Source organism: Aquamicrobium terrae (assembly GCF_052978165.1).
In genome coordinates this window covers 55,678-73,216 of record NZ_JBRKLZ010000001.1, presented here as the reverse complement: position 1 = coordinate 73,216, position 17,539 = coordinate 55,678, and the positions used below count along the sequence as shown (strand labels likewise).

The 17,539-nt window shown below is 64.2% G+C and carries 18 protein-coding genes; 5 read left to right on the top strand and 13 right to left on the bottom strand.

Features of this window, described 5'->3' with window-relative positions:
* Nucleotides 1-1,029 (top strand): 4-hydroxythreonine-4-phosphate dehydrogenase PdxA, encoded by a 1,029-nt coding sequence (gene pdxA, locus ACVCNR_RS00435; RefSeq protein WP_447073343.1) that lies wholly within the window; start codon nucleotides 1-3, stop codon nucleotides 1,027-1,029.
* On the top strand, nucleotides 1,026-1,853 hold the full coding sequence (gene rsmA / locus ACVCNR_RS00430) for a 16S rRNA (adenine(1518)-N(6)/adenine(1519)-N(6))-dimethyltransferase RsmA (RefSeq protein ID WP_354195867.1): 828 nt from the start codon (nucleotides 1,026-1,028) through the stop codon (nucleotides 1,851-1,853). The genes pdxA and rsmA overlap by 4 nt, the downstream gene beginning before the upstream one ends.
* An 8-nt stretch (nucleotides 1,854-1,861) precedes the next feature.
* On the opposite strand, the gene gmk is transcribed toward rsmA, so the two are convergent.
* The 10 genes from gmk to ACVCNR_RS00380 form a co-directional block, all read right to left on the bottom strand.
* Nucleotides 1,862-2,518 (bottom strand): guanylate kinase, encoded by a 657-nt coding sequence (gene gmk / locus ACVCNR_RS00425; RefSeq protein WP_447073341.1) that lies wholly within the window; start codon nucleotides 2,516-2,518, stop codon nucleotides 1,862-1,864.
* 3 nt (nucleotides 2,519-2,521) lie between these two features.
* Nucleotides 2,522-3,412 carry a YicC/YloC family endoribonuclease gene (locus ACVCNR_RS00420; RefSeq protein WP_354195871.1) on the bottom strand — a complete coding sequence of 297 codons (891 nt, stop codon included), beginning with the start codon at nucleotides 3,410-3,412 and terminating at the stop codon, nucleotides 2,522-2,524.
* A 75-nt stretch (nucleotides 3,413-3,487) separates the two neighbouring features.
* On the bottom strand, nucleotides 3,488-4,699 hold the full coding sequence (gene mltG, locus ACVCNR_RS00415) for an endolytic transglycosylase MltG (RefSeq protein ID WP_354195873.1): 1,212 nt from the start codon (nucleotides 4,697-4,699) through the stop codon (nucleotides 3,488-3,490).
* Nucleotides 4,700-4,804: 105 nt separating this feature from the next.
* The gene (fabF, locus tag ACVCNR_RS00410) at nucleotides 4,805-6,067 is read right to left on the bottom strand and encodes a beta-ketoacyl-ACP synthase II (protein ID WP_354195875.1); all 1,263 of its coding nucleotides are present in this window, start codon (nucleotides 6,065-6,067) and stop codon (nucleotides 4,805-4,807) included.
* A 27-nt stretch (nucleotides 6,068-6,094) separates the two neighbouring features.
* On the bottom strand, nucleotides 6,095-6,331 hold the full coding sequence (locus ACVCNR_RS00405; RefSeq protein WP_035033204.1) for an acyl carrier protein: 237 nt from the start codon (nucleotides 6,329-6,331) through the stop codon (nucleotides 6,095-6,097).
* Nucleotides 6,332-6,526: 195 nt separating this feature from the next.
* Nucleotides 6,527-7,264: a 3-oxoacyl-[acyl-carrier-protein] reductase gene (fabG, locus tag ACVCNR_RS00400; RefSeq protein ID WP_447073339.1), complete on the bottom strand. Its 738-nt coding sequence runs from the start codon at nucleotides 7,262-7,264 to the stop codon at nucleotides 6,527-6,529.
* A gap of 41 nt (nucleotides 7,265-7,305) precedes the next feature.
* Nucleotides 7,306-8,247: an ACP S-malonyltransferase gene (fabD, locus tag ACVCNR_RS00395; protein WP_354195880.1), complete on the bottom strand. Its 942-nt coding sequence runs from the start codon at nucleotides 8,245-8,247 to the stop codon at nucleotides 7,306-7,308.
* 261 nt (nucleotides 8,248-8,508) lie between these two features.
* A complete protein-coding gene (gene clpA, locus ACVCNR_RS00390) occupies nucleotides 8,509-10,965 on the bottom strand; it encodes an ATP-dependent Clp protease ATP-binding subunit ClpA (protein ID WP_447073337.1) in 2,457 nt (818 codons plus the stop codon).
* A 6-nt stretch (nucleotides 10,966-10,971) separates the two neighbouring features.
* Entirely contained in the window at nucleotides 10,972-11,298 is a 327-nt protein-coding gene (gene clpS, locus ACVCNR_RS00385) for an ATP-dependent Clp protease adapter ClpS (protein ID WP_354196027.1), read from the bottom strand.
* Between the two features lie 287 nt (nucleotides 11,299-11,585).
* Nucleotides 11,586-11,918, bottom strand: coding sequence for a phasin family protein (locus tag ACVCNR_RS00380; protein WP_354195884.1), 333 nt, complete (start codon nucleotides 11,916-11,918; stop codon nucleotides 11,586-11,588).
* A 282-nt stretch (nucleotides 11,919-12,200) separates the two neighbouring features.
* Here ACVCNR_RS00380 and ACVCNR_RS00375 point away from each other — a divergent pair, with 282 nt between their 5' ends.
* Entirely contained in the window at nucleotides 12,201-13,595 is a 1,395-nt protein-coding gene (locus ACVCNR_RS00375; protein WP_447073335.1) for a D-alanyl-D-alanine carboxypeptidase, read from the top strand.
* Nucleotides 13,596-13,646: 51 nt separating this feature from the next.
* Nucleotides 13,647-13,925, top strand: a complete 279-nt coding sequence (locus ACVCNR_RS00370) for a hypothetical protein (RefSeq protein ID WP_447073333.1) — start codon at nucleotides 13,647-13,649, stop codon at nucleotides 13,923-13,925.
* An 8-nt stretch (nucleotides 13,926-13,933) separates the two neighbouring features.
* Here the strand turns inward: ACVCNR_RS00370 and ACVCNR_RS00365 are convergent, their stop codons facing one another.
* Both ACVCNR_RS00365 and ACVCNR_RS00360 read right to left on the bottom strand, forming a co-directional pair.
* Complete coding sequence (locus tag ACVCNR_RS00365; RefSeq protein ID WP_354195890.1) at nucleotides 13,934-14,371, bottom strand: DUF1489 family protein; 438 nt, start codon at nucleotides 14,369-14,371, stop codon at nucleotides 13,934-13,936.
* Between the two features lie 87 nt (nucleotides 14,372-14,458).
* A complete protein-coding gene (locus tag ACVCNR_RS00360) occupies nucleotides 14,459-15,862 on the bottom strand; it encodes an L-serine ammonia-lyase (RefSeq protein ID WP_447073331.1) in 1,404 nt (467 codons plus the stop codon).
* A 164-nt stretch (nucleotides 15,863-16,026) separates the two neighbouring features.
* Between ACVCNR_RS00360 and ACVCNR_RS00355 the strand changes: the two genes are divergently transcribed.
* Nucleotides 16,027-16,788: a DUF599 domain-containing protein gene (locus ACVCNR_RS00355; protein WP_447073329.1), complete on the top strand. Its 762-nt coding sequence runs from the start codon at nucleotides 16,027-16,029 to the stop codon at nucleotides 16,786-16,788.
* Here the strand turns inward: ACVCNR_RS00355 and ACVCNR_RS00350 are convergent.
* On the bottom strand, nucleotides 16,737-17,537 hold the full coding sequence (locus tag ACVCNR_RS00350) for a YdcF family protein (protein WP_447073327.1): 801 nt from the start codon (nucleotides 17,535-17,537) through the stop codon (nucleotides 16,737-16,739). The two genes, ACVCNR_RS00355 and ACVCNR_RS00350, sit on opposite strands and share 52 nt — an antisense overlap.
* Nucleotides 17,538-17,539 lie beyond the last annotated feature (2 nt).

Sequence of the window (17,539 nt, the reverse complement as noted above, 5' to 3'; positions counted from 1 at the left end):
ATGCATAGCCAAGGCGCTCCGCTTGCCCTCAGCATCGGCGATCCGTCCGGCATAGGCCCGGAAATCGCCATGGCCGCCTGGCAGCGGCGGCATGAAGCCAGCCTTCCGCCCTTTTATATGCTTGCTGATCCGGCACTCGTCACCGCGCGCGCCCGGTTGCTCGGCGAGGATATTCCCCTTGCAGAGGTGAACCCGGCACAGGCCGTGGCGAGCTTTTCCGATGTCTTGCCCATTGTTCCGCTTGAGAATCGCTTCATCGACACGCCCGGCCGGCCCGACAAGGCCAACGCCGCCGGTATTGTCGAGGCCATCGACCGTGCGGTGGCGGATTGTTTTTCGGGCGCCGCCGCTGCAGTGGTGACCTGTCCCATCGCCAAGAAGCCGCTTTACGATGCCGGCTTCAGCTTTCCCGGACATACCGAGTATCTCGCCCATCTCGCTTCCGGGCGCGCGGGCAGAGCCGTCATGCCGGTCATGATGCTGGCCGGCCCGGAATTGCGGACGGTGCCTGTCACCATCCATATCGCGCTCGCCGAGGTGCCGAAGGCGCTAAACACCGAACTTGTCGTCGAGACGGCCCGCATCACCGCTGCGGACCTGCGCGACCGTTTCGGATTGGCCGATCCGAGGCTCGCCATTTCAGGGTTGAATCCGCATGCCGGCGAGGATGGCGCAATGGGTACTGAGGACCGCGATATCGTCGCGCCCGCCATCTCGACCTTGCGGGCAGAAGGGATCAACGCCTTCGGCCCGCTGCCGGCCGACACCATGTTCCATGCCAGCGCTCGGGCCCGCTACGATGTCGCGCTGTGCATGTATCATGACCAGGCCCTTATCCCCGCCAAGGCGCTCGCCTTCGACGACGCGGTGAATGTGACGCTCGGCTTGCCCTTCATCCGTACATCACCGGACCATGGCACCGCCTTCGACATAGCGGGCAAGGGGATTGCGCGCCCAGACAGCCTCATCGCGGCGCTCAAGCTTGCGGGCCGACTGGCGCTCACCGGCAGAACGGCGGAAACCGCTTGAGCTTCGACGGTCTGCCCCCGCTGCGCGACGTCATCGACCGCCATGAATTGCGGGCGAAGAAGGCGCTCGGGCAGAATTTCCTGCTCGACCTCAACTTGACCGGCAAGATCGCCCGCGCCGCCGGCGATCTGACGCATGCAACCGTCATCGAGGTCGGCCCCGGGCCGGGAGGGCTGACGCGCGCCCTGCTCGCCCATGGCGCCAAGCGTGTCATCGCCATCGAGAAGGACGAGCGTTGCCTGGCCGCGCTCGACGAGATTTCCCGGCACTACCCCGGCCGCCTGCAAGTGGTGCCGGGCGATGCGCTGAAGACCGATTTCGCGCAGCTCGCCAGCACCGGCGAGCCGGTCAGGATCGCCGCCAACCTGCCTTACAATGTCGGCACCGAATTGCTGGTGCGCTGGCTCACGGTCAGGCAATGGCCGCCCTTCTACCAGTCGATGACGCTGATGTTCCAGCGCGAGGTCGCGCAGCGCATCGTGGCGGAGCCGGGCAGCGAGGCCTATGGCCGGCTGGGCGTTCTGGCCGGCTGGCGCACGCAGGCGCGCATAGCCTTCGACGTGCCGCCGCAGGCCTTCACGCCGCCGCCCAAAGTCACCTCGTCCGTGGTGCATGTGGTGCCGCGTGAAGAGCCCCTGCCTGCCGATGTCGGAAAGCTCGGAAAGCTGACCGAAGCGGCCTTCGGCCAGCGCCGCAAGATGCTGCGCCAGAGCTTGAAAGGACTGGGCGGCGAGAGACTTCTGGAAAGCGTCGGCATCGACCCGACGCGCAGGGCCGAGACGCTCAGCGTCGAAGAGTTCGTCCGCCTCGCCAACGCAACCTGAGAGCGGCCTCAGGCGACGGCTTCGTCCATCAGCCCGGAAACGAAATCGAACAGGCCCGGACGGCGGTCGCGGCGCAGGCGTTCGGCCGTGACGATCGATACCACCTCGGTGAAGGCACGGTCGAGGTCGTCATTGACGACGACGAAATCATATTCCGTCCAGTGCTCGATCTCGTCACGGGCGTTGTTCAGGCGGGTCTCGATCACCGCTTCCTGATCTTCGGCACGGCGCATCAGTCGCGCCTTCAGCTCGGTCATGGACGGCGGCAGGATGAAGATCGAAACGATGTCGCCCCGCATCTTCTCGCGCAATTGCTGGGCACCCTGCCAGTCGATGTCGAACAGCATGTCGCGCCCTTCGGCCATGGCCTTTTCGGCGGGACCACGCGGCGTGGCGTAGAAATTGCCGTGCACTTCGGCCCATTCCAGCAGTTCATCGTTGTCGCGCAGGATCTCGAACTCGCGGCGGCTGCGGAAATGATAGTGGCGGCCGTCGATTTCACTGCCCCGGCGCGGGCGCGTGGTGACGCTGACGGAGAGTTCGAACTGGTTGTCGCTTTCCAGCAGATTGCGCGCAATCGTCGACTTGCCCGCGCCGGAGGGCGAGGACAGGACCAGCATCAAACCCCGGCGACGGATTTGGGAACCGACATCTCTTGGCGGCATCTGCTACTCCAGATTCTGAACCTGCTCGCGGAACTGATCGACGACGGCCTTCAGGTCAAGCCCGATGGCGGTGATCGAGGCGGCGTTCGATTTAGAGCATAAGGTATTCGATTCGCGATTGAATTCCTGCGCAAGAAAGTCGAGCTTGCGGCCGACCGCTCCACCCGTGGCCAGCAAGGCACGCCCCGAGGCCACATGGGTCTTCAGCCGGTCGATCTCCTCGCGGATATCGGCCTTGGTGGCAAGGAAGGCGGCTTCCTGATGGAGCCGTGTTTCATCCAGTTCCCCGCCGGCGTCGAGCAAAAGCTTCACCTGCTCCGCCAGCCGCTCCCGAATGGCCGTCACCTCGCGGGACGGGTCGGCTTCGGCCCGCAAAGTCAGTTCCTCGATCCTGTCCAGATGGCCGAGAAGAAGGCTGCCCAGCGCTCCTCCCTCATCGAGCCGCGCCTGCTCCAGTTGTGCAAGCGCTGCTTCGAGCGCCTGCTGGATGGAGGAATCGAGTGCGGCGCGCATTTCCGGTGTTTCCACCACCTCCGGGATTTCCAGAACGCCGCGAAGAGCAAGCAGGCCGTCGGCACTGGGCGGGGCCACGCCGAACTGCTCCTGCAGACGCTGCGCCAGCCCGGCAACGTCCCTGAGGAAGGCTTCGTTGACCACCGGCTGCGCCAGCGTCCCGGCCGGCCGGGTCACGGTCAGCGTCGCCTGAAAGCTGCCGCGCGCGAAGCGCTTCTGGATCGACTGGCGTACCGGCAGTTCCAGCCTGTCGAAACCGGGCGGCAGGCGCAGCCGCACCTCGGCGCTCTTGCCGTTGACCGATTTCAGTTCCCAGGCGATGGCCGCCCCTTCGTGTTCGGCCGCCACCCGGGCAAATCCCGTCATGCTTTGCAGGGTCATATGATCCTCCCCCGGCCCGCCATCGGAAATCCCCGGCACACCCGTTCTGCCCGGAAACCGGCACGGCCTTCCGTTCTACTGTGTGGAGCTGGGTGCGGCCGCGTCACCGCTTGCATCGGTGCCGGTTTGCCCGGGAGCAGCCTTGGCCGCCTCTTCCGCCTGCTTGCGCTGCCAGGCGCGATAGCGGGCGACGTTGTCGTTGTGCTCTTTCAACGTCGTCGCAAAAGCGTGGCCGCCGGTGCCATCCGCCACGAAGTAGAGTTCCTCGGTTCGGGAGGGGTTGGCGACAGCCTCAAGCGAAGCGCGACCGGGATTGGCGATCGGCGTCGGGGGCAGACCGTTGATCGTGTACGTGTTGTAAGGTGTCGGCTTCTCGATGTCGGACTGGTAGATCGGCCGGTCGCTCGGCTTTCCCTTGCCGCCGAACAGGCCGTAGATGATCGTGGGGTCCGATTGCAGGCGCATGCCCTTGCGCAGCCGGTTCAGGAACACCGCGGCGATGCGCGAGCGCTCATCACCGCGCGAAGTCTCCTTCTCCACGATGGAGGCAAGCGTGACGAACTCGTTCTCATCGGCCAGCGGCAGGTCGGAAACGCGGCGAGCCCAGATCTCGGTGACCATCGCCTTCTGGTCGGCCAACAGCTTGTCGACCATCTGCTGGCGGGTGGCGCCACGGGTAAAGCGCAGCGTATCGGTGGCGATGCTGCCCTCGGGCGGCAGGTCCTTCGGCATGTCGCCGCTCAACGCCTCGTGCGCGGCAATACGGTCGAACGCCTGATGCACGGTCAGGCCCTCGGGAATGGTGAGCGCATAGGTCACCGACTTGCCGCTCTTCAGCAATTCCATGATGTCGCGCATGGACGCATGCGGCTTGATTTCGTACTCGCCGGCCTTCAGCGCCTGGTCGTTGTCATAGGCGCGCACGCCAAGACGGAAGATTCGCGAATCACTGATCAGGCCGCGGCGCTCGAGCTGCTCCGCGATCTGCGCCACGCCGGTGCTGGGCTTGACCAGGAAGGTTTCGCCCGTTGCCGACGGGCCAGGCTCCACGAACGCCTTCTTGCCGAAATAGACGGCAAGGCCCGCGCCCACCATCACCAGCAGGATCAGCGAGAGCATGAAATTCATGAAGACGATGATCTGGCTGCGGGAACGACGCGACCGCTTGGCCGGCGGCGGCGTTCCCTTTTCCGGGCGCAGTGCTTCGTTTGCCGTCTTCGGCACAATGGGACCGCCCGGCGGTACCGGGCGCTGGCCGAACTCGTTGCCCCCAGGATTGGTGTTCATGGCACCCCGATCTGATGTCGTATCGATTCCCCTCCGGCAGAGTAGGAGCGAATATGGCAAAATTCGCGGCGCCCGGCACGACCGGACGCCGTACGCGACGGCTTGTCAGCCATTAAAGCGCTGGAAGATCAGCGAAGCGTTGGTGCCGCCGAAGCCGAAGGAATTGGACAGCGCCACGTCGATCTGGCGCTGGCGCGGCTTGTTCGGCACGAGATCGATCGCGGTCTCGCGTTCGGGATTGTCCAGATTGATCGTCGCCGGCGCGATGTTGTCGCGGATGGCGAGGATGGAGAAGATCGCTTCCGCCGCGCCGGCGGCGCCAAGCAGGTGGCCGATCGACGACTTGGTCGACGACATCGAAATCTTCGACGCCGCATCACCGACCAGGCGCTCGACGGCGCCGAGCTCGATCGTGTCGGCCATGGTCGAAGTGCCATGGGCATTGATGTAGTCGATGTCGGACGGCTTGAGATTGGCGCGCTTCAACGCCGCGGTCATGCAGCGGAAAGCACCGTCGCCATCCTCGGAAGGGGCAGTGATATGGTAGGCATCGCCGGTGAGGCCATAGCCGGTCACTTCGGCGTAGATGTGCGCGCCGCGGGCCTTGGCGTGTTCCAGTTCCTCCAGAACCACGACGCCGGCACCCTCGCCCATGACGAAGCCGTCGCGGTCGCGGTCATAGGGCCGCGATGCCTTTTCGGGCGTGTCGTTGCGCTCGGTGGAAAGCGCGCGGCAGGCAGCAAAGCCGGCCAGTGAAAGCCGTGTCACCGGGGCCTCGGCGCCGCCAGCCAGCATCACGTCCGCATCGCCCCACATGATCAGCCGCGCCGCATCGCCGATGGCGTGCGCGCCGGTCGAGCACGCCGTCACGACTGCGTGATTGGGACCCTTGAGGCCGTGGCGGATGGAAACCTGGCCCGAGACCAGATTGATGATCTGGCCGGGAATGAAGAAGGGGCTGATGCGGCGCGGGCCACGCTCCTTGAGCGTGAGGGCGTTTTCGGCAATGCCCTCGATGCCGCCGATACCCGAACCGATGAGGACGCCGGAGGCGCAACGCTCCTCCTCCGTCTTCGGCTCCCACCCGGAATCCCTGATCGCTTCGTCGGCGGCAGCAATCCCGTACAGGATGAACTCGCCGATCTTGCGCAGTTCCTTGGCTTCGAGCACGGCCTCCGGGTTGAAGGTGCCGTTCGTCCCGTCGCCACGGGGAATGACGTGGGCGATCTTGCAGGCAAGATCGTCCACCTCGAACTCGGTCACACGGCGTGCTGCGCTGCGGCCGGACAGAAGCTCCTTCCATCCGTGCTCGTAACCCATACCGAAAGGCGAAAGCAGGCCGAGACCCGTAACGACAACGCGCCGCATGTCAGAAATCATGTCCGCCGGAAGAGATCAGGCGGAAGCCTTGTCGATGAACTTGACGGCGTCACCGACGGTCAGGATGGTCTCGGCGGCATCATCGGGGATCTCGACGCCGAATTCTTCCTCGAATGCCATGACGAGCTCGACCGTGTCGAGGCTGTCTGCGCCCAGATCGTCGATAAAGCTGGCCTGCTCGGTCACCTTGTCGGCGTCGACGCCGAGATGCTCGATAACGATCTTCTTGACGCGCTCTGCGGTGTCACTCATTTGGGCATCCTCGTCTTCAGGTTAGGTCTGTCTTCGTTAGCGGTCGCAATGCCGCTAATCAAGTTGAAAAGATGGTCCTGCAACAAACGCTACAAAGCAGGCCGCTTCCGGCGAGAGCCTTGGAATTGCGGGCCGCATTACACGAAAATTCCCGCGCGTCCAAGGCGAAAAGCCGACTATACCTAGATCATCGACCTAGATCATCGCCATGCCGCCATTCACATGAATGGTCTGGCCGGTCACATAGGCGGCTTCGTTCGAGGCGAGATAGGCGACCGCGGCGGCGACTTCGTCGCCGGTGCCCATGCGCCTGGCCGGAATGGCCGCCATGATGGTTTCCTTCTGCTTGTCGTTGAGCTTGTCGGTCATGGCCGATTCGATGAAGCCCGGCGCCACGCAGTTGACGGTGATGTTGCGGGTGGCGATCTCCTGCGCCAGCGACTTGGAGAAGCCGATGATGCCGGCCTTGGAGGCGCAGTAGTTCGCCTGGCCCGGATTGCCGGTCACGCCCACGACGGAGCTGATGTTGATGATGCGGCCGTGGCGGCGGCGCATCATCGGATGCGTCAGTTCCCGCGTCAGCCGGAACACGGCCGACAGGTTGACGTTGATGACGTCGTCCCAGTCGGCGTCGCTCATGCGCACGAACAGGCCGTCGCGGGTGATGCCGGCATTGTTGACGAGGATGTCCACGCCTTCGAGCTCGGCTTCCGCCTTCTGGCCGAGTGCCTTGACCTCGGCGGCATCCGACAGGTTGGCCGGAAACAGCTTCACCCGCTCGCCAAGTTCGCCGGCCAGCGTCTCGAGCTTTTCAACGCGCGTGCCGTGCAGGCCGACGATGGCGCCATTCGCATGAAGCACGCGGGCGATGGCCTCGCCTATTCCGCCGGTCGCGCCCGTCACCAGCGCCTTGCGGCCAGTCAGATCAAACATTTCTGCCTCCTTCAACGCCCCACAAGGCGGCTTGTCCGAAATCAGCCGAGAGCGGCGAGTGCCGCATCCACATCGGCCGGCGTTCCGACGGAACTGACAGCGATATCGCGATTTATACGGCGCGCAAGCCCGGAGAGCACCTTTCCAGCGCCAATTTCATAAAGCGTGGTGACGCCGTTGGCGCCGAACCACTCGACCGTCTCGCGCCAGCGCACGCGGCCCGTCACCTGCTCCACCAGCCGGCTGGTGATCAGCTCGGGATCGGTCGCCGGCTCCACGGACACGTTCGAAACCACGGGCACCACCGGAGCATTGCGCTGCACGCCGGCCAGCGCCTCGCGCATGGCGTCCGCCGCCGGCGCCATCAAGGCGCTGTGGAAGGGTGCGGAAACCTGCAGCATCAGCGCCCGCTTGGCGCCCTTTTCGGTGCACAGCGCCGCCGCCCGCTCGACCGCAGCCTTGCTGCCCGAGATGACGAGCTGACCGCCGCCATTGTCGTTGGCGATCTGGCAGACCTCACCTTGCGCGGCTTCGGCGCAGGCGGCGTCCACGTCCGCCTGTTCGAGACCGATGATGGCAGCCATGGCGCCCTCGCCCGGCGGAACCGCCGCCTGCATGGCGTTGCCGCGAATGCGCAACAGCCGCGCCGCATCGGCAATCGAGACGAAACCGGCCGCAGCAAGCGCCGAGTATTCGCCGAGCGAATGGCCGGCGACATAGGCGACCTTGTCCTTCAGGGAGAAGCCCCGCGCTTCCAGTGCGCGCATGGCAGCCAGCGACACCGCCATCAGCGCCGGCTGGGCGTTGGCGGTGAGGGTCAGCGTCTCTTCCGGCCCCTCGAAGATTAGGGTGGAAAGCTTCTCGCCGAGCGCCTCGTCGACTTCCTCGAACACCCGGCGCGCCTCCGGATAGGCATCGGCCAATTCCTTGCCCATGCCCACGGTTTGACTTCCCTGCCCCGGAAAGGTGAATGCGATTGCCATGATCCGCCTCGGTTAGCGCCAGGAACAGGCGGCAGTCAGGCCGGAATCGCCTGGAGCCGCGCATGCGAAAAAATCAAAACGGTGACCGGCATTCGTCGGAATGCGCGCCGCTCTGCCCCCGCGTGTCGCGCATTGAGGCCCGCCAAGTCAAGTCCGGCCCATACATTATGAGGCCGGAACATCGGTCATGATGTTCCGGCCTCATCGATGATCGGGCTGGCCAATCGCGCCGCCGTTGCCCGAAGCGGGCATGGAGTGCCGCTACTTGCGGGGTAGCTGGGGCACCAGGCTGCGCTTGCCTCCTTCCCTGGATTTCGGCTGGGCCTTCGGAGGCGAGGCCTTCTTGGCCACGGTCTTCTTGGCGGCGGGTTTGCGGGCTTTCGGCCGCTCCTCCGGCTCCTTCTTCGGCTGCACCTTCGCTTCGTCTGGCACGGTTTCCAGCTTCAGGCCGGTTTCCCCGGTTTCCTTCTTCTCGACGGTCACCCGCACCGTGCCGCCCTTCTTGAGCTTGCCGAACAGCACTTCCTCGGCCAGCGGCTTCTTGATGTGCTCCTGGATGACGCGGCCGAGCGGACGGGCGCCCATCTTTTCGTCATAGCCCTTGTCGGCCAGCCACGCGACCGCCTCCTCCGACAGGTCGAAGGTGACGCCACGCTCGGAAAGCTGGGCTTCGAGCTGCATGACGAACTTCTGCACCACCTGATGGATGACCGGCACCGGCAGCGAGCCGAACGGGATGATCGCATCGAGACGGTTGCGGAACTCCGGCGTGAACAGCCGGTTGATGGCCTCCATGTCGTCGCCTTCGCGCTTCGACGAGCCGAAGCCGATGGCCGCCCTGGCGAGATCCTGTGCACCCGCATTCGTGGTCATGATGAGGATCACGTTGCGGAAGTCGATCTGCTTGCCGTTGTGGTCGGTCAGCTTGCCGTGGTCCATCACCTGCAACAGGATGTTGAACAGGTCCGGATGCGCCTTCTCGATCTCGTCAAGCAGCAGCACGCAGTGCGGATGCTGGTCGACGCCATCGGTCAGCAGGCCGCCCTGGTCGAAGCCGACATAGCCGGGAGGCGCGCCGATTAACCGCGAAACGGTGTGGCGTTCCATATATTCCGACATGTCGAAGCGCAGCAATTCGACGCCGAGCGACGCAGCAAGCTGCTTCGCCACCTCGGTCTTGCCGACGCCGGTAGGACCTGAGAACAGATAGGAACCGATCGGCTTGTCGGGCTCGCGCAGGCCCGCGCGGGCCAGCTTGATGGCCGAGCTGAGCGCGGTGATGGCGGTGTCCTGACCATAGACCACGCGCTTCAACTCGTTCTCGAGACCGGCCAGCACCTTCTCGTCATCGGCGGACACCGTCTTGGGCGGGATGCGCGCCATGGTGGCGATGGTGGCCTCGATTTCCCGGATGCCGATGGTCTTCTTGCGCTTGTTCTCCGGCACCAGCATCTGCGAGGCGCCGGTTTCGTCGATCACGTCGATCGCCTTGTCCGGCAGCTTGCGGTCGCTGATGTAGCGGGCCGACAGCTCCACCGCGCCCTTGATGGCGTCGTTGGTGTACTTGACCTTGTGGAACTCCTCGAAATAGGGCTTCAGCCCCTTCATGATCTCGATGGCGTCCTCGACCGTCGGTTCGTTGACATCGATCTTCTGGAACCGGCGCACAAGTGCCCTGTCCTTCTCGAAGAACTGGCGGAATTCCTTGTAAGTCGTTGATCCAATGCAACGAATTGCACCAGAGGAAAGCGCCGGCTTCAGCAGGTTGGACGCATCCATGGCCCCGCCGGACGTCGCCCCGGCACCGATCACGGTATGGATCTCGTCGATGAACAGGACCGCGCCCGGATAGTCCTCAAGCTCCTTGACGACCTGCTTCAGACGCTCCTCGAAGTCGCCGCGATAGCGGGTGCCGGCCAGCAGCGTGCCCATGTCGAGCGCGAAGATGGTGGCATCGGCCAGGACTTCCGGCACGTCGCCCTCGACGATGCGCTTTGCCAGTCCCTCGGCGATGGCCGTCTTGCCGACGCCGGGATCGCCCACATAGAGCGGGTTGTTCTTGGAGCGGCGGCACAGCACCTGGATAGTGCGGTTGATCTCGGCCGCCCGGCCGATCAGCGGATCGATCTTGCCGGCACGGGCCTTCGCATTGAGGTTGACGCAATAGGCGGTGAGCGCGTCCTGCGCCTTCTTCTTGCCGTCCTCGTGCTGCTCGCCGGGGCCGCCGCCGGGCTGCTCGTCCTCGGCACCGCGCGGGGTGCGGGATTCCGAGGCGCCGGGACGCTTGGCGATGCCGTGGGAAATGTAGTTGACCGCGTCGTAACGGGTCATCTGCTGTTCCTGCAGGAAATAGGCGGCATGGCTCTCGCGCTCGGCGAAGATGGCGACGAGCACATTGGCGCCCGACACTTCCTCGCGGCCGGACGATTGCACATGGATCACCGCACGCTGGATGACGCGCTGAAAGCCGGCGGTCGGCTTCGAATCCTCGTCATAGCCGGTGATCAGGTTGTCGAGTTCGGTGTCGATATAGTTCATCACCGTCTGCCGCAACTCATCGAGGTCGACGTTGCATGCACGCATTACCGCGGCCGCCTCGGCGTCGTCGATCAGTGCCAACAGCAGGTGTTCCAGGGTCGCATATTCATGATGACGCTCATTGGCGATCGTCAGCGCCTGGTGAAGTGCCTTTTCCAAGCCTTGGGAGAAAGCTGGCATGTTACCTCACTTCTTCTCCATCACGCATTGCAGCGGATGCTGATTTTGTCGGGCGAAATCCATGACCTGAGATACTTTGGTCTCGGCCACCTCGAATGTGTAAACGCCACATTCTCCCACACCATGGTTGTGCACATGGAGCATGATACGCGTGGCCGCCTCCCGGTCCTTCTGGAAGAAACGCTCCAGAACGTGGACGACGAACTCCATCGGCGTGTAGTCGTCGTTGAGAATGAGCACGCGATAAAGATTGGGACGCTTGGTCTTCGTCTGGGTGCGCGTGATGACGGCCGTGCCGCGGCCGCCGCCATTGCCGCCTTGATCCTTCTGCATTCGCGCCGCATTTGCCACGGCAACCAGACTGCCAGTCACTTTTATCCCTGCCTCTCGATCCAGCCCCAGGGCCAGTCCCCGGGCCAGCCCCATTGAGCAAATCGACATGTAGGTCGTTCTTGTCGAATTTTAAGCCCTTCTGTGTCCCTGACAATACGGTCGTAAGACCAATAATGCGTCAACGCCAAATAACGTTTCCGCCAGCCGCTCCCAAAAGCAAAAACCCGGCTGCGCGGGAACGCAGCCGGGTTCTGGGCGGATAGGCCGGCAAAAGAATGTCGGGAACCTTAGCGGGCCTTGGCGACGATGCCTTCGAACGGCTTGTAGGCTTCCTTGGCGAGTTCCGAATAGAGGTCGCCGAACTTCGTCGCCTCGGCCACGAAGGACTCGTAGGCCTGCTTGACGTAGTCGGTCTGGATGCCGAGCGCGTCCTCGAACGACTTGGCCGAAAGCAGCTTCTCGAAAGTGGCGCTGCCGGCTTCGAGGCTCTTCTTGGTGTATTCGCTGGCCTCGACGGCGATTGCCTGCGCGCCCTTGGACAGGGAGGCAATGCTCTTGAGACCCGAATCGGCAAATTCCTTGCCGTACTTGCTGAACTCTTCGTAGGTGGTATCGGACATGTGCTGTCCTCCTTCGTGGATCCAAATGGCCGGACGCAAAACCGGATGCCGGCACTTGTGCAATGCCGTATAAATATTGTGCGATGCACAAAATGTCAATCGCGAGGTTGTCGGCCGGCAATTGCTAAGAAACCCATAAAATTTGCCTCGACTGTGCCGGAATTGGTGAACGCGGCGGTTACCATAAACGGATTGGTAACGGTGGGTGGATAGGCTCGGAAAAATCAGGCTGGGATAGGACCTTTGCCATCCCCACCGCAATGAAACCCAAAGGAAGTAACAGTGCGTAAGGCGTTCTCCGGTATCGTTTCCCTTTCCGCGCGTTCTTTCCGGGCAGTGGCCACCGTTGCGGCAACGGCCGCCTTTCTCGTCGGAGCCACGGCGGCATCGCAGGCGGCTGCCAAGGATGCCGCCATCGTCATCGATGCCAATACCGGCAAGACGCTCTATTCCTCCAATGCCAATGCGCGGCGCTATCCGGCGTCCCTCACCAAGATGATGACGCTCTACCTGACCTTCGAGGCGCTTTCGAAGGGCAAGATAGCCAAGTCGACGCAGGTTCGCTTCTCCGCCAATGCGGCGGCGGAGCCTCCGACCAAGCTGGGTGTTCGCAAGGGTGGCTCCATCACCGTCGAAACGGCCATCCTGTCGATGGTCACGAAGTCCGCCAACGATTCATCGACCGCGCTTGCCGAACTGCTCGGCGGCAGCGAGGCGAATTTCGCCAAGATGATGACGGCGAAGGCGCGCTCGCTGGGCATGTCCAACACGGTGTTCCGCAACGCCCACGGCCTGCCCAATCCGGGCCAGTTCACCACCGCGCGGGACATGGCCACGCTCGGCATCGCGCTGCGCGAGCATTACCCGCAATATTATGACTATTTCGCGCAGCGCTCCTTCATGTACGGGCGCCAGCGCATCAACGGCCACAACCGTCTGCTCGGCCGCATCAAGGGCGTGGACGGCATCAAGACCGGCTATACGCGCGCCTCCGGCTTCAACCTCGTCTCCTCGGTGGCGGTGGACGGACGCAAGCTCGTCGCCGTCGTCATGGGTGGCAAGTCCGGCGCCAGCCGCGACAACGAGATGGCGCGCCTGATCAACGCCTACCTGCCCAAGGCCTCGCGGCGGGGCGGCGGCGCCCTCATCGCCAGGACGGACAACGACAGCGCCTCGCAGGCGATCGCCAAGGTCGTGCTGCCCAAGCATGATGCCCCGACGCCGGACGCCAAGCCGAGCACGGTCGAAGCCATCGTCGCCAGCGCGGCGCCGGTCGCCGCCAGCGCGGCACCGGTTCCGTCTCGGGCACCGACGCCCAAGCTGGCGGTCGGCGCCGACTCGGCCGAGCCTGCGGACATTCCGTTCGCCCAGGCCTATGCCGGCCCGGAACCGTCGCAGCAGATCGACCCGGTCAACACTGCATCCCTGCCCACTGGCTGGGTGGTTCAGGTGGCGTCGTCGCCGAGCAAATCGGAAGCGGAAGCCGCTCTCGGCAAGACCGCCACCCAGGCGCGCGCCATCCTCGCCAGCGCCTCGGGCTACACCGTTCCGTTCAGGAAAGGCGGCGTGACCTATTTCCGCGCCCGCTTCGGCGGCTTCGAGACGCAGACCGCCGCGCTCAAGGCGTGCAGCGCCCTGAAGAAGCAGCGCATCGAATGCTTCGCCGTGCAGCAATAGCAGCGCGGCGAACGACTCCCGGAAGAGTTCAGTGTCGAAGGAGTTTCAGTCGTGATCGGAGATCAGCAGGTTGCCGGCTTCATCAACCCGCTTCGCCAGCAGAAGGACCCGGCCAGTGACATCGGAACGCAGGCCCTCTACCAGGCCGCGACGCGACTGAAGAACATCCGCCCCGGCAACTCCCGCTTCAAGACCAAGGATCTGGTGGGGCTGCTTCTCAGCCACGGCGCGCGCACCTGGCGCAACACCCAGCCGGTGGTGCAGATACGCCTCAAGGCCTTCGCGCCGAACGGCCAGCCGGCCATCAGGCTGAAATTCCAGAACCGCTGAATCCCGGCTTAAAGAAGCCCCAGTTCGGCCAGTTCCTGGCGCAGCTTGGGCGGCATTTCCGCCATCCCTGCCCTGCCCTTGCCGAGGTCGGCGGGGGCATCTTCTGCCTTCAGATAGCGCCAGCCCTGAAACGGCCGGCGCGGCTGCCAGTCGGTGCGGACGATCACCGGATCGAGGATGAGCCGGCACCGCCCAATCCCCTGGTCGTCGGTGAAGGGTCGTATCTCGGTGATGAGCTGGCGGCACTGCACATTGCCCTTGATCACCCAGTAAAGCGAGCCGCCATCGGTGATCTCCGGGCCCCGGGCCGGCACCATGCGCGTGGTGTGCCAGTGCTCGACCGGCTCGCCATTGCGGCGGCGCTCGGCCAGTTTCTGGGCGACCCACGCCTCAAGTTCCTCGACGCTGTCGCAGCCGACGCACAGTTTGAGAATGTTCAATGCCATGGCGAGAAACTAGCGTCTGGCCGTTTCGCGTTCAACGCGACATCGTGTTCTGCATCAGCGGGTTTTCCACAGGGGCCGGCTTGTGGATCAACACTCCACAACATTGACGGCGAGACCGCCAAGGCTCGTCTCCTTGTAACGCTCGTTCATGTCGGCGCCGGTCTGGCGCATCGTCTCGATGGCGGCATCCAGCGGCACGAAGTGCTTGCCGTCGCCCTTGATGGCCAGCGAAGCCGCCGTCACCGCCTTGACCGCGCCGAGCGCGTTGCGCTCGATGCACGGCACCTGCACAAGTCCGGCGACCGGATCGCAGGTCATGCCAAGGTGATGCTCCAGCGCGATCTCGGCTGCGTTCTCGACCTGCTCCGGCGTTCCGCCCATCACCGCACACAGGCCGGCGGCGGCCATGGCGGAAGCGGAGCCCACCTCGCCCTGGCAGCCGACCTCCGCACCGGAGATGGAAGCGTTGGTCTTGATAATGCCGCCGATGGCGGCAGCGGTCAGCAGGAAATCCCGGATCGAGGCCGGGTCGGCCTCGGGGTGGAAATGCAGCCAATAGCGCAGCACCGCCGGCAAGGTCCCGGCCGCGCCATTGGTGGGCGCGGTGACCACACGGCCGCCGGCGGCGTTTTCCTCGTTGACCGCCATGGCGTAGATCGACAGCCAGTCATTGGCGAGCAGCGGATTGGGCCTGTTGCGGCTCCACTCCTCCTGCAACTTCTCATGAAGCTGGCGCGCGCGGCGGCGCACCTTGAGCCCGCCCGGCATGATGCCTTCCTGCGACAGGCCGCGATCGATGCAACCCTTCATCGCCCCCCAGATTTCGTCGAGTCCGGCATCGAGCTTCTCGCGCGACATATGGGTTTCTTCGTTGATCCGCTTCATCTCGGCGATGGACAGCCCGCTCTTGGCGGCCATGGCCAGCATCTCGACGGCGTTCTTGAAAGGATAGGGCACCTTCTTGCCTTCGGTGGTGATCGAACCGCGCTGCTTCATGCGCTGCAGTTCCTCGTCCGAAACGACGAAACCGCCGCCGATGGAGTAGTAGATGCGCTTCAGGAGCAGCCTGTCGCCCGCATCATAGGCGTAGAAGGCCATGCCGTTGGCGTGGCCGGTGAGCGGCGTCTTCTTGTCGAGGACGAGATCGCGCGCCGGATCGAACCGATAGGCGGGATGACCGGGCGGGGAAACACGCTTCTCGGCGGCTACCTTGTCGACAATGGCATCGGCCTTGTCCGGGTCGACCTTGACCGGTACCAGACCGGTGAAGCCGAGGATGACGGCGCGGTCGCTGCCATGGCCGACACCCGTATAGGCCAGCGAACCATGCAGGCTGGCCCTGACCCGATCCACCTTCGCGTCTGCGGGGCGCGGCCAGTCGTCCGACAGGATTTCCGACAAGAACCGCGCCGCAGCCGTCATCGGCCCCATCGTATGGGAACTCGACGGCCCGATACCGATCTTGAACAGGTCGAAAACCGAAAGAAACAACGCCCGCTACCTCCCGAGGCCAACCAACGCATCTTTGCGCCCGACGCCTATATAGTGGTTCCAGCGATGGTTTTCTGCACTTTTCCATAGGGCCACACCCAATTCATGGATGTGACCGACCTCGCCTGCTCCTTGCGCGACATCACGTGTGATAGAAGGGGAACATGGGCGATTCCTTCCATCTCTCCACGGCCGATTTCGCCGCGCTGGGCTTCTTCCTGCTGGCGTGGGGCCTGCACACGCTCGCCTCGGACGGGCGGATATTTCATCGTCCGTCCCTCACCACGGCCATGAGCCGCCAGCGCGAAATCTGGATGGAGCGCATGGCCGAACGCGAGATCCGCATCGTCGACACGGCGATCATGAGCGGGCTTCAGCAGGGCACGGCCTTCTTCGCCTCAAGCGCGCTGATCGCCATCGGCGGCTGTTTCGCCCTGCTTGGCGCTTCGGATCAGGTGGTCGGCGTGCTTGCCGACCTGCATCTGCAAGGTACGGCCACCCGCACGGCATTCCAGCTCAAGGTCGTCGGGCTGGTCATCATCCTGGCGTTCGCCTTCTTCAAGTTTGGCTGGTCCTACCGGCTGTTCAACTACTGCTCGATCCTGATCGGGGCGGTGCCGGTGGCCTATGGCGAGCAGGCGCATAACCCGGTCACACGCGCGGCTGTCCAGCGTGCAGCGAAGATGAACAAGCTCGCCGGCAAGCATTTCAATTCCGGCCTGCGCGCCGTCTTCTTTTCAATAGGCTATCTGGGCTGGTTTGTCGGTCCGATCGCCTTCGTGCTCTCCAGCGCGCTGCTGACGGTGGTGCTGCTGCGCCGGCAGTTCTTCTCGAATGCACGTGCGGCGGTGCTGGCGGTAGACGAGGAAACGGGTCAATCAGCCGGTCCCGGCAGCGGCGAATCGATCCGGCCGGACAGCCAGTAGGCGAGAAGGCCGATCCATTCGCGCATCGCGACGGTCAGGTTCTGCAACGAATCCGCCACATTGTCCTGGGTCAGGCCGACATGTTCGTTGCCGGCGGTGCGATAATCGGCCGGCCACGGCACCACATCGAAGCCGGCCTTGCGAAACAGGGCGACCGAGCGCGGCATGTGGAAGGCCGACGTTACCAGCAGCCAGGTTTCTCCTGCCTTCGGATCAACCATTTCGCGTGTGAAAACAGCGTTTTCATAGGTGTTGCGCGAGCGGTTCTCCAACACCAGCCGGCCGGGCTCGACGCCGAGCGCCGTCAGCAGGCGCGGGGCGGTGTCGCCATCGCCCTCGCCTTCCAGCATCAGGCTGCCGCTTCCGCCGGTCACCACCACGCGCGCCTGCGGGTAGCGCCGCGCCAGCACGGCAGCCTCGACGAAGCGGTCGCCGCTGGAATTCAGCTCATAGCCGCCGCGAACGAGGTTCACGCCGCCCTCGAAGCCGCCGCCGAGGACGATGATGCCGGCAACCTGTGCAGGCGCAGGATCGGGCCGCGTGAAACGATCCTCAAGCGGATGCAGGAGCAGCGCGCCGGTAGACGTCCATGCGCCGATGGCGAGGATCAGGAAGGCGCAGAACGACAGCAAGAGCGACAGGCGACGCCAGCCGGCGATGGCCAGCAAAATGCCCGCCACTATCAGCAGCCCGATCAGGTTGACCGGCTGGGCGACGAACCAGAACAGCTTGGAGAGATAGAAAAACACGG